Annotated in this window: 9 protein-coding genes; 4 read left to right on the forward strand and 5 right to left on the reverse strand. The window is 37.4% G+C overall.

The window, feature by feature from the left end; all coding sequences use genetic code 11:
* Window positions 1-12: 12 nt before the first annotated feature.
* The 3 genes from A3Q33_RS17815 to A3Q33_RS17825 are packed head-to-tail and all read left to right on the forward strand — an operon-like array spanning window position 13 to window position 3,309.
* On the forward strand, window positions 13-747 hold the full coding sequence (locus A3Q33_RS17815) for a SapC family protein (protein WP_081181123.1): 735 nt from the start codon (window positions 13-15) through the stop codon (window positions 745-747).
* A gap of 9 nt (window positions 748-756) precedes the next feature.
* Window positions 757-1,782, forward strand: a complete 1,026-nt coding sequence (locus A3Q33_RS17820; RefSeq protein ID WP_081181124.1) for a cupin-like domain-containing protein — start codon at window positions 757-759, stop codon at window positions 1,780-1,782.
* A gap of 45 nt (window positions 1,783-1,827) precedes the next feature.
* A complete protein-coding gene (locus tag A3Q33_RS17825) occupies window positions 1,828-3,309 on the forward strand; it encodes a tryptophan halogenase family protein (protein WP_081181125.1) in 1,482 nt (493 codons plus the stop codon).
* Between the two features lie 605 nt (window positions 3,310-3,914).
* On the opposite strand, the gene A3Q33_RS17830 is transcribed toward A3Q33_RS17825, so the two are convergent.
* The 4 genes from A3Q33_RS17830 to A3Q33_RS17845 all read right to left on the reverse strand — a co-directional run bounded on the left by A3Q33_RS17830 (window position 3,915) and on the right by A3Q33_RS17845 (window position 8,424).
* Complete coding sequence (locus A3Q33_RS17830) at window positions 3,915-4,589, reverse strand: hypothetical protein (protein ID WP_155866802.1); 675 nt, start codon at window positions 4,587-4,589, stop codon at window positions 3,915-3,917.
* Between the two features lie 29 nt (window positions 4,590-4,618).
* A complete protein-coding gene (locus tag A3Q33_RS17835) occupies window positions 4,619-5,785 on the reverse strand; it encodes a glycoside hydrolase family 43 protein (RefSeq protein WP_081181127.1) in 1,167 nt (388 codons plus the stop codon).
* Window positions 5,786-5,905: 120 nt separating this feature from the next.
* A complete protein-coding gene (locus A3Q33_RS17840) occupies window positions 5,906-7,300 on the reverse strand; it encodes a sugar porter family MFS transporter (RefSeq protein WP_231295868.1) in 1,395 nt (464 codons plus the stop codon).
* Window positions 7,301-7,452: 152 nt separating this feature from the next.
* Window positions 7,453-8,424: a Gfo/Idh/MocA family protein gene (locus A3Q33_RS17845; protein ID WP_081181129.1), complete on the reverse strand. Its 972-nt coding sequence runs from the start codon at window positions 8,422-8,424 to the stop codon at window positions 7,453-7,455.
* Between the two features lie 177 nt (window positions 8,425-8,601).
* Here A3Q33_RS17845 and A3Q33_RS17850 point away from each other — a divergent pair, with 177 nt between their 5' ends.
* A complete protein-coding gene (locus A3Q33_RS17850) occupies window positions 8,602-9,384 on the forward strand; it encodes a ThuA domain-containing protein (RefSeq protein WP_081181130.1) in 783 nt (260 codons plus the stop codon).
* Window positions 9,385-10,465: 1,081 nt separating this feature from the next.
* Here A3Q33_RS17850 and A3Q33_RS17855 read toward each other — a convergent pair.
* Window positions 10,466-12,118, reverse strand: coding sequence for a sulfatase family protein (locus A3Q33_RS17855; protein ID WP_196797997.1), 1,653 nt, complete (start codon window positions 12,116-12,118; stop codon window positions 10,466-10,468).
* Window positions 12,119-12,141 lie beyond the last annotated feature (23 nt).

A 12,141-nucleotide genomic window follows, 5' to 3' on the forward strand; every position in this document is an offset into this window, starting at 1 on the left:
AATAGGTGTTAAATGTCGAATTATATAGCATTAGATTGTGTGGCTCACCAAAACCTGAAAGTACAGAATCAATATGGTGAGGTATTTGGGGGCAACATCAATCATGCACTCGTTTATCCTACCGAAATTGAAATCCTGCACAGAGAATATCCGATTTTCTTCCGCCATAATGAAACTTCAGGTTATTACGCTGTTTGTATTTTAGGATTTGATAAAAATGAAAATCTTTTTCTAGAGAATGGTCATTGGGCAGCACGTGCTATCCCCGCTATATGTATGCAAGGGCCATTTGCACTAAAACTCACACATTACGAAAATGCTCTCCAGACCGAGGCTGACCCTATAGTTATGGTTGACCTTGATAACGTGCGCATAAATCCAAATGTTGGCGAGTCAATATTCCAAGCTCATGGCGGTTATACTCCATATTTTAAGAAGATACTTCAAGCCATGCGCAAGATCCATGTTGGAAATCAAAGTACAGAATATTTTTTTGCCACTTTAGATAAATTTAAACTGATAGAGCCTATTGAAATAAAAGTAGATTTGGCAGAGAAAGGTACTTATAACATAGCCGATCTGTTCTCGATAAGTCGTGAACGCTTGGCAGAATTATCTTCTGATGAATTGCATGAATTAAATAGTTTGGGATTGCTCGAACATTGTTTTTCTGTGGTATCCTCCGCTGGCAACATGTCGCACCTAGTGAATATGAAAATGCGCTGCCCTGTATCGCCCAAATCATAGGTAAAGACAATGAACTATGATAATACCCTTCATACAATTAAAGCGTGTCAGTTTAATGAAATAGACTTTAATGCCCTGACTGAATTAGGTCGACCGTGTTTAATAAAAGGCGCGATTGCTGACTCTCCTTTAGTACTTAAAGGCAACCAATCATTAAGCTTGGCACAAGAGTACTTACAAACTTTTTATACGCAAAAGCCTATGTTGGTTTATCAATGCGAAGCTGAGGCAAAAGGCCGATTTTTCTATAACGCACAATTTGATGGAATGAACTTCACAACAAATTTTGCGCAATTAACAGATTTTTTTAACGATATAGAACAGGATCAGCAGACTCATAGTAACAAGGCTTTTTATATCGGCTCAGCTAGACTGAATGACTACTTTCCAAGAATGCTAGAGGCTAACTTACCTATCGATAATGCCAATCTTGCTGGGCATTCAGCCCAAGCTGGAATTTGGCTTGGTAATAAAACTACAGCGGTTACTCACTTTGATACTTCAAATAATATTGCTGCCTGTATGCTTGGGCGGCGTAGATTTACTTTGTTTCCACCAGCCCAGAGTGGCAACTTATATCCAGGGCCTTTAGAACCAACACCCGGTGGACAAGTTTTAAGTATGGTAGATATCTCAGCACCCGATTTTGAACGCTACCCCAAGGCACGCGAGGCGCTTAAACATGCAATCGTAGTAGACTTAGAGCCAGGCGACTTGTTAGTTTATCCTGCATTGTGGTGGCATCAAGTTGAAGCATTAGATGACTTTAACGTGATGATCAACTACTGGTGGAATAGCACTCCTGCTTACGTCGACGATCCAATGACTACCTTATTACATGGCATGCTGAGTTTGCGTGATCGGCCACAAAGTGAAAAAGACGCATGGCAGGCGTTGTTTCAATATTACATTTTTGAAGACAAGCAGCAGGCACGACAACATTTACCTCAGCATACATGGGGAGCTTTACGAGATTTAGATGAATTAGGTGCTCGGGTATTACGTAATAAAGTGTTAAAAAAGATTAATCGATAACAATGTAAACACTTAATATTTTTGGTTTGCAGATAGGAGTTTTAGATGCAAAAGGTACAAAAGGTGGTCATCGCTGGTGGTGGTACTGCAGGTTGGGTAACAGCTGCTACGCTATCGAGTCAATTGGGCAGCCTGATTGATATCACGCTCGTTGAATCTGCAGATATTGGAACTGTTGGTGTAGGAGAGGCAACGATACCTACACACAAAGCCTTTCATCGTCTTATTGGCGTAGACGAGCAAGAGTTTATGCGAAAAACTCAGGCGACGTTCAAATTGGGTATCGAATTTAGCAATTGGGGGGATATAGGCGAGCGCTACTTCCATGCCTTTGGTCAGATTGGTCGTTCCACTTGGATGGGTGACTTTCAGCACCTTTGGCAACATGCAAGCTCACTAGGCTGGGGGGGCGAACTGCAAGATTACTGCTTCGAACTTCAAGCAGCTAAAGCAGGAAAATTTGATAAAGATAAAGCTAACTATGCCTATCATTTAGATGCAGGTTTATACGCCTCATTTTTGAGCGAATTGAGTCAAAAACGAGGTGTTAAGCGAATAGAGGGCACAATTGAAAGCATAGCTATGGATAGTGAAAATGGGCACATTAGCAACCTTGTTTTAAAAAATGGCACGAGTGTTCAGGGGGATTTATTTATAGATTGTACTGGCTTCAAAGGATTACTGATCAATGGTGCCTTGGGAGTAGGTTTTGAAGATTGGTCACATTGGTTACCTATGAACAGTGCTTGGGCAGTACAAACCGAAGGTAAAAAGGAAATTCCGCCGTATACAAAATCTATTGCGCATGATGCCAGTTGGCAATGGCGGATCCCACTACAAAATAGAGTGGGAAATGGCTTGGTTTTTTGCAGTGACTATACTTCCGAACAAGACGCGCTTCAGTTATTAACCGACAATCTTGAGGGAGATATGGTCTCCCAGCCGCGCTTACTAAAATTTAAAACAGGTAAACGTAATAAAACATGGTTTAAGAATTGTGTGGCTATCGGTCTTTCTAGTGGATTTCTTGAACCTCTTGAATCCACCAGTATTCATCTTAGTCAAATTTCAGCAACACGCTTAGTTCAAATGTTTCCTTTTAATGGCATGGACGAAGTGTTGCAAACGCATTTCAACAACTATGTTGATGGTGAGGTAGATAGCATTAGAGACTTCATCATTTTGCATTACAACTTGAATCGACGGTCGGAGCCTTTTTGGCAACACGTTGCAACGATGGACATTCCTGACTCACTTCAACATAGGTTGGAGCTATACAAAAGAACCTCTATAGCGTTTAAAAATGATCTCGATCTCTTTCGTGTTGATTCTTGGAATCAAGTCATGTTGGGACAGGGCATTAAAGTTGAAGGGTATCATCAAATGGGTCGCTTAATTAAAGATGATAACTTACGTCAAGCGTTTAACGACTTACAAGAGCACATCAATTCGACGGTAGAAGGTTTACCAATGCACGCTGACTTTTTGCGTCAATATGGAGTACTTGATCTTCACCGAAAACCGTAGATATTTTTTGCAGCTTTGAATCAACTTATAACACCCTATTTTTTGACTATAAAAGCGTAAAAATGAAAATGATAAATTAACGCAAACACGGAAGCCACTACTTGATAAAAACTTATATGGAAGATAGATATGAGTAAATATACCTCAACAAAAAGTCTGCAAGAAGCAAAATATACAGAATATTAAGTAGAACATGGTGACGCTAAGTTGGCTTTAGGGTTAAATAATATCTCAAGGATGTATTAACGTTATAGATATAAACGGGCAGCCTGTGCTGCATAATTAGTGGAGAGATTTATGCTGGAATTAACACTATAGCGTACTAAAAGATTATCACTTGAGCTTTCAAATGAAATGGGGAAAGAGAAAGTGGGCCTCGATAAATAAAAAACTCGAGACTGTTGATTGCTATTCCATTACCTAGGTGAACAAGACGTTTGCTTTAAAATATTGATGTTATGTTAAGAGTTCAAAGTATAAGAAAAAACTTAGAGAACTCTTCCGTTAGGAAATAGAAAATGATTAAAATCTGAAAATTTGTTGTTTCTCAAAGAGAATAACTTGCACAATATTAAGTACAAGTTATTTCAGGCTCATCTGTTTTATTATTCAATTGATAATAAAGTTACAGCTCTCCAACGTCCTCTTGCCCAAGCATAACCACCGTCTTCTGGTATTAAACCATTAGAAGCGACAATTGCTTCAACTTTAATTTCGTCGCCTGCTTGTAAAGAAAACACTTTCCCTGTTTTGAAATACACTTCATGAAAATCTAGCTCTGTTCTTGGGTTGGTAAAATCGCCTACTAATTTATCATTTAAAAACAACTTGTAGTGACTTTCGCCATCAAATTCAGATAAAGATACAAAACCAAGCTCAAAGTCGCCTTCTTCTTCTGCGCCTAAGGTGTAACTCGCTATTGCATATTGCGTACGAAAATCTAAATTAGCGGCATCTATGCCTAGTGAGTCAGTTTTTGGGTCATCATAAAATATAGCATTGCTTGAGTTTTGTTCATGTAAAGTAAAATCACTATTGGCGAGGAGTACTTTTTCTACATTGGGTAGATGTATAATGTCACTTGGATCCGTCAGCGCCTGACTATTCATTGTGAAAACACTTGAAGGTTTTATTGTACTTGCTTGGGTTTTCGCTTCAATAACTTCAGACTTTACTGTGTTAGCCTGCAAACTAAGTGTCGATTCTTCTGTTGCTTTATCGGCTTGAGAACAACCAAAACCAGCTAAAACAAGTGCAGCCATTAAAAGTGAATTCTTCATATGTGTTCCTTGTGTTTTATTAAAATAAATCATTCGCTGATCTCGCCTAAATAAGCATCAACTGTTTGAATAGTCCCGTCAAGGTTATGAATTAACTCAACCATTTTAATGTTACGTAAATGGGTTTTTCCGTCACTTAGCGAGGTATCATGGAAGAATAAATACCATTTACCTTTGAACTCTGCGATTGAGTGATGATTAGTCCAACCTAAAACCGGTTCAAGTACTTTGCCTTTCCAAGTAAATGGTCCGTACGGGCTTTTTGACGTGCCATATTGAATAAAGCGTGAATGACCTGTTGAATAACTAAAGTAGTAAGTATCTTTAATTTTATGTACCCAAGCAGCTTCAAAAAACTTCCGGTCAAAATCACCTTGTAGAATAGGTTGTCCAAATTCATCTTGTAGTACAACGTCTTGTAATGGTTGCGCTAAGCTTTTCATATCAGCATTTAATCTAGCTATTTTAGGCATGTAAACAGGTTCGTCATCAGCAGGGTATTTATCTTCTTCTATGTAACTACCGGTTTGCCAACGTTGTAATTGTCCTCCCATAATGCCGCCAACGTATAAGTAATATGATCCATCGTCATCTTGAAATACCGATGGGTCAATACTGTAAGCATTCTCTATTGGCTTAGCTTCAGGCAAAAAAGGTCCGGTTGGTGTATCAGCAATAGCTACACCTATTCTAAAAATGTCGTCTTTGTCTTTAGCTGGAAAATATAAATAATACTTTCCATCTTTTTCGGCAGCATCTGGCGCCCACATTTGTTTGGTTGCCCATGGAACTTGATCTACATGCAATGCTTGTCCGTGATCAACAACTTTAGGTTGAGTGTTTTCATTCACTTCATCAATTGAGAATACATGATAATCGCGCATGTCAAAATGTCCGCCAGATGAGTTTCTAACAACACCACTTTCAATATCGTGAGACGGGTAAATATACAATTTTCCATTAAATACATGAGCTGAAGGATCAGCTGTGTACATGTGCGTAACTAACGGTTTTTGAGGAAATAAAGCTTCAGGTAAATGACTTTTAAGCTCAAGGGGCATGATTTCTCTACGTTCTTTATTTGCTTTTACTAGCTGTTTTTCAGTGCTCATATCGTTTGAATTAACACTTAAGCTTATTGTCAAAGCTAATGTCAGCCCAACAGCTAACTTAACAGGATGTGTTTTAATTTTCATATGTTTCTCCGATTTTTGGGCGAAAAATCTAGTAGACATAAAAATGGATTTAAGCATTTTTATGTCTTACTAAGTTATTTAATAAGAAATTTAATAGGGTGGTAAAGCTAAATAAATAGGTTACAAACCATCCATTTGTTCTAGCTCTTTACCTTTGGTTTCGTTCACAAATTTAAGAACGAAGATTATTGAAAGGCCGGCAAACAGAGCATAAAAGCTATACGCTGCTGCTAAGCCAATTGAACCAAGCATGATAGGAAACATCATGGTAACAGCGAAGTTGGCTGTCCACTGAGTAAAGCCACTTACCGCTAAACCTAATCCTCGTATTTGGTTAGGGAACATTTCACCAAGCAACACCCACATTACCGGGCCCCATGAAAGGTTAAAAAAGAACACATAAGCGTTTGCTGAAATCAATGCAACAACACCCATAGAGCCTAAAATTAAGTTACCTGATGCATCTACATCAGCTGTCATGAAAGAAGCAACTAAAGTAGCTAGCGTAATTGTCATCCCGATTGAGCCGATAAGTAGTAAAGGTTTTCTGCCTATTTTGTCTATGTAATACATAGTGACAAAACATGCGGCAATACTTACACCACCGCTTAAGATGTTAATAAGTAGGGCGTCTGATTCTGAAAAACCAACGGCTTGCCAAAGTATCGCACCATAATAAAATACAATGTTAATACCTACTAGCTGCTGTAATGTGGCTAAACCAATACCTACCCAAACGACTTTGCGAACTTCACCGGTTTTTTTATTTAATAAGTCTTTAAAAGTTGGTTGATGATTATGTTGATTGAATGACGCTTGAATTTCGCTAAGTTTACTTTGTGCATACTCCGCACCATATAAACGTTTAAGTACGGCTAGGGCTTGATCTTCACGTTGTTTTAATACTAAAAATCTAGGGCTTTCAGGTATGAATAATAAAGCGATCAAAAATACTAAAGCAGGTAATAATTCTATCCAAAACATCCAACGCCAAGCTTCAAAATCCATCCATAAAACTGCTGTTGAAATACCCGCTATATCAGCTAAATAATAGTTACTAACAAATGCTGAAAACAAACCAGAAATAATAGCGACTTGCTGAATAGTTGCTAACGTACCACGATACTTAGCAGGTGCAATTTCACTGATATAAGCAGGCGCTAAAACAGATGCCGCACCAACAGAAAAACCACCAATAATGCGGTAAATAACAAACTCGAAAGAGCTAATTGAAACACCTGAACCATATGCACTTACGATAAATAAGACAGCTGTAATAATCAGTATAGTTTTACGACCTAGTTTATCGGCTAAACTACCAGCAACAAAAGCACCTATAGCGCAACCAAGCAACATGCTAGCTACGTTAAAACCTGTACCTACGCTATCTGAATTAAAGGCAAGCCTTAAGCCGTCAACTGTACCGTTAATTACACCACTGTCGAAACCAAATAGAAAACCACCTATGGTTGCAACAACACAAATTAAGAAGATAAATAACTTATTTTCTTTCATGGTAAGTTCTTCACTGACAACGCCTTGTGCGCCGTTATCCGTTTGATTACTGTTTAACATTTTAATCCCCCCGATCGTTAATCGATCTTTTTTATACTTTTTTAATTGTTATTAGTGGCTGATAGCGCCAGTTTATTTTTATGATCTGTTTATTAGTGTTTTTTATATGTACTTCTTATAGCTTCCATTTGTTTTTGTAATTGTTGGCTAACCGCATGAGGCATATTTGGATGTTCTAACTTATGAGCTAAAACTGCTTCACCCGCTGCTTGTGCTTCGTAATTTAAGCCGATACTTTGTCGGTTATCTTGGAAGCTCTCAACTAAATCGTCTGAATGATAGAGCTCACAACTTTTAGCACGCCAAAAATCAGGAATAACTACCGAACCTTTTTCGCCAATAATAATTGCCCAATTATGTAGTTTACATTGGAACGATGTACCTAACGTAAGATGAACATCACCCGCAGTTGCTAATATCGCTAAATCATCTTCAACGCCATTCGGTGCAAACTGTGGTTTAACATAAAAATTATCTAGCTCAGCGTCTGTAAATAAGGTCGAAATAGCTAAAGGATAAATCCCCATATCTAACAAACAACCGCCAGCTAAATCTTCTCTATAGACACGCGACTCAAGTTGATAAGGCATTGGATAACCAAAGTCAGCTTTGATCTGTTTAACTTTACCAATGCGTCCTTGTGCTACCCACTGTTGTGCTTTAATAATGGCAGGTAAAAAATATGTCCACATAGCTTCCATCAAAAATAGTTGTTTTTGCTTTGCTAAATCAAATAGTTGCTGGCTTTCTTCACTGCTAATGGTAATTGGTTTTTCACACACAACGTGTTTACCTGCCATTAATGCGTCACGTACATTCTCAAAATGAAAATTATGCGGCGTTGCTACATAAATAATATCGACATTGCGATCATCATAAACAGATTGGTAATCGCCGTAGGCATTAGTAATATTAAACTTGTCGGCAAAAGCATGTGCGTTTTCTATATTTCTTGAACCTACAGCAACAAGCTCACCGTTATCAACAAAAGTCATGTCAGCGCAAAAATCATTGGCTATGTTGCCTGTACTGATAATTCCCCAACGTAATTTTTCACCTTGCATCCCCATCTCCTCTGTTGAAATAAATAGAATTTCAATAGTTAACTCAAATAATCGTTAACCTAAAATCTTTAAAATATATATTTAATTATTAACAATGACTTGATTTAAAAGCTATGTTATTGTCAAATTAACTATATCATCATTTATTAAATAAGAAAGTATAAGGTACTAAAAAATATGAAAACAAGTACGAGAAAAGCTCAATGTCGAATACTCGTCTTTATGTTTGTGAGCCTGTTTTGTGCTGTAACAGTGGCTCAACAATTTAACGTATTGCTTTTTACTAAAACTAGTGGCTGGCACCATAAAGCAATACCTGCAGGTGTCGCCAATATTGAAGCACTCGCTAAAGAACATCACTTTAATATGGTTTGGCATGAAGAAGCATCGTACTTTAATGATAAATTTTTAGCTGATATAGATGTAGTTATATTTATGATGACCACAGGTGATGTACTTAACGAAGAGCAACAAGCGGCTTTTAAACGTTTCATACAATCAGGAAAAGGTTTTGTGGGGATTCATAGCGCTTCAGATACTGAATACGAGTGGCCTTGGTTTCATAAATTAGTCGGCAGAACTTTTGTCATTCACCCTGAAGTTCAAACGGCAAGAATGCAAGTGGTTAACACTACATTCCCTGGGATGAACCAAGTACCTAATAATATTTTATGGACAGATGAATGGTACGATTTTGGCGATGAAAACAGCAAAAATTTAAACTACCTTCTAACGGTTGATGAGAACAGTTACAGCACTCACTCTGATTGGGGAAATGGTAGAACAGGCAATGGCATGGGAGAGTTTCATCCTATTGCTTGGTATCAAAATTTTGATGGTGGACGTTCATTCTATACGGCTTTAGGACACATAAACTCAGTACATAGTAATCCTATTTTTAAACAACATTTATACGGTGGGATATATTGGGCAGCAACAGGTAAGGGGATATTAGAATAAGGACATGAGTAGTTAATTCAATAAGTCTGGTTTTATAATTCAAGTTAAATTGAAGTGAAACTAAAACCAGAACTTTATATCGATACTAGAACCATCATTATTAATAGAATAATTCGACCCAAAATACCTCTTAGGTTTTATAATTGAGTAATAAGTGCTTTTTATTGACTATTTTTAACCAAAAAACATAGAGTTCAAATAATTAAACTTTTTCTTTCATTTGAATCTTCCTTAATTTTAGTCATTATCATAATCAAGTTTTGTCGTGGTGGGATTTACCTGCTCAGAAAGTTTATAGATAAAGACTATTACCGGTAAAGGATAGAAGATATTTACAGCCGTAAAGTGGGGGGCCGATGTAATCTCTTAATCATGGTGTAAACTATTCTTTAATGATGACGATAAATAACCTTTATCGCCTGAAAATATAGTTGACGTATGCCTTTGGTTACAGACTAGCTTTTAGCATAAGAAATAGGTACTAATATATTTTCGTAATGCTAATAAAGACTCTAAATATAATTGAAATCTTTTCCGAATATTAATCAAGCTTATTACGGTTATATTGGCCTGAAAAGCCGCTTGTTATTCGGAATAAAATCACTAACTCATTGAATTTAAAGATGTAGGTGTCGGTCTTGAAAACCGGCAAGGGTTTGTAGCCCTTCTAGAGTTCAAATCTCTATCTCACCGCCACATTATAGAGAAGCCCGTTAATTCGAAAGAGTTAACGGGTTTTTTGCTATCTCAGTGTTTAGTTTTATAAAAAGGGTTTGTAGCGCTAATCCTTCGAGTAGAGTTAAAATCTCTATCTCACCGCCACATTAAGAAAAGGCGCTAATCGAAAGATTAGCGCCTTTTTGCTTTTTTGGGTTTATAAAGTGGAATTTTAGCGCTAATCCTTCGAGTAGAGCTCAAATCTCTATCTCCAGGTTTTTATTACATCCCTGTAAAACCACATAACTTCATCCTTGAAGTTAACCGACACATTAAGAGAAGCCCGCTAATTCGTAAGAGTTAGCGGGTTTTTTGCATTTATAGCCTTTATCTAAGTAAAAAAATGTCAGAAATAAGTTAAGAACTAATTTTTAGCTACTTCAAGTGAAGTAAGGTAGTTATCCCACCAAATTAAATAATCTTCGTTACTTATGCCGGTTGATAAGCCACGAAGTGCCATTTGTGTTGTGTAGTGTTTTTCAAAAAATTCGTCCCAATAAGCGATTACTTTAGGATCTTCATCTATCATACCTAGATCTTTAGTTTCTAATTGCCATCTCTCAAGCTCGGCTCTCATTCGAAGTAAGTTTGATTGGTATTTAGGATTTGCAGCTAAGTTAGTCGTTTCTTCAGGATCGTTTTTAATATCGTAAAGCTCTTCAATAGGGCGTGTTTTAGCAAAAAACTGATCTTGCATTGGCGATAGCTCACCTGCGTCGTGCATTTTCTGCATTAAGGTCAATACAGGGTAGTTAAGCTTTTTATAGGCATTAAATTGCGTATACGGCTGTTCAGGCTTGAAGTTTTTGATGTATTTAAACTGTGTATCTCGAACGGCTCTTATACGGTCATCTGTTTCATCACAGCGGTCTCGTTGTGCATAAATGTATTCTCTAGTAATTTTATCTTTACCTAAAATTACTTTGCCATCCATATAGGCTGGAACAGGTTCGCCAATTAAAGACAAGCTGGTTGGTGCTAAGTCAATTAAACTGACTAAGTCATTATTTACTGTGTTGGCTTCAATGCCTTTACCCCAAGCAATTAATGGTACTTGAATACCACCATCGTATAGCCATTGTTTATCTCTTAGCATTGCGCGACCGTGATCACCAAATATAAATACTATGGTATTCTCTAATGCACCTGCTTGTTCAAGTTCGTTGAAAAGGACGCCTATTTTTTTATCAACATGTTGAACGGTTTCAAGATAAAGCGCCCAATCACGTTTTACTATATCGTGGTCAGGGTAATAACTTGGTGGCTTAACTAATGATACATCTATTGGGTCTTCAACATCGTTAATAAAAGTACGGTGTGTTTCGCTGTAATTAATTTGAGCAAAAAACGGTTTACCTTCTCCCTGTTTTAAATATTTTTGCCAAGCAGGTTTATTTAAAATACTTTCTTTAACAGGGCCATGGGTATAAGCACCGCCTGAATATTGTATTTCACCATCCATTGCATCAAACGGCTCTACACGAGTAGCAAAATTAAAATCAGTTTTTTGTTTAGGTCCCATCAATAAATTGAAATATCCCGCTTCGCGCGTATATTCGGACAACATCTTTACCTGCTCTGGTAATTGATAGTTATCGGTTAAATGACTACGGTGATGATGAGCACCTATCGAAGTAGGGTGCATGCCAGTAAAAAATGCTGAACGAGTGGTAGAACAAACAGACGAGGTGGCAAAGGCATTATTAAAGCGCATGCCTTCCTTAGCAATTTTGTCTAAATTAGGGGTTTTAACTAATGGGTGGCCGTAAGCGCCAAGATCTAAACTAATGTCTTCTAGTACAACCCAAATAACATTAGGTTTACCTGCTTTATTTACGGCTTGCTGAGTTATAGCCTTTTTTTCAACGGTAGTTTCATTCATTGGCTTACTGGCATTATTATCGGCATAGTTACCGGCAAAGTTACATGCGGTTAAAGCACTTAATGTGATTGTTGTACAGATCAATAAAGCACTAGTCTTTGCTAAACGCTGTAGTATATTTTTTTTAGTTTTCATTTCTATTCTTCCTTAAATCATCA

It is taken from the genome of Colwellia sp. PAMC 21821, from assembly GCF_002077175.1.
In the GTDB taxonomy this organism is placed as follows: domain Bacteria; phylum Pseudomonadota; class Gammaproteobacteria; order Enterobacterales; family Alteromonadaceae; genus Cognaticolwellia.

Bases quoted from the DNA above. Each gene is read 5' to 3' on its own strand.
- A3Q33_RS17815 (WP_081181123.1), top strand. From the start codon at position 13: ATGTCGAATTATATAGCATTAGATTGTGTGGCTCACCAAAACCTGAAA.
- A3Q33_RS17820 (WP_081181124.1), top strand. From the start codon at position 757: ATGAACTATGATAATACCCTTCATACAATTAAAGCGTGTCAGTTTAAT.
- A3Q33_RS17825 (WP_081181125.1), top strand. From the start codon at position 1,828: ATGCAAAAGGTACAAAAGGTGGTCATCGCTGGTGGTGGTACTGCAGGT.
- A3Q33_RS17830 (WP_155866802.1), bottom strand. From the start codon at position 4,589: ATGAAGAATTCACTTTTAATGGCTGCACTTGTTTTAGCTGGTTTTGGT.
- A3Q33_RS17835 (WP_081181127.1), bottom strand. From the start codon at position 5,785: ATGAAAATTAAAACACATCCTGTTAAGTTAGCTGTTGGGCTGACATTA.
- A3Q33_RS17840 (WP_231295868.1), bottom strand. From the start codon at position 7,300: ATGAAAGAAAATAAGTTATTTATCTTCTTAATTTGTGTTGTTGCAACC.
- A3Q33_RS17845 (WP_081181129.1), bottom strand. From the start codon at position 8,424: ATGCAAGGTGAAAAATTACGTTGGGGAATTATCAGTACAGGCAACATA.
- A3Q33_RS17850 (WP_081181130.1), top strand. From the start codon at position 8,602: ATGAAAACAAGTACGAGAAAAGCTCAATGTCGAATACTCGTCTTTATG.
- A3Q33_RS17855 (WP_196797997.1), bottom strand. From the start codon at position 12,118: ATGAAAACTAAAAAAAATATACTACAGCGTTTAGCAAAGACTAGTGCT.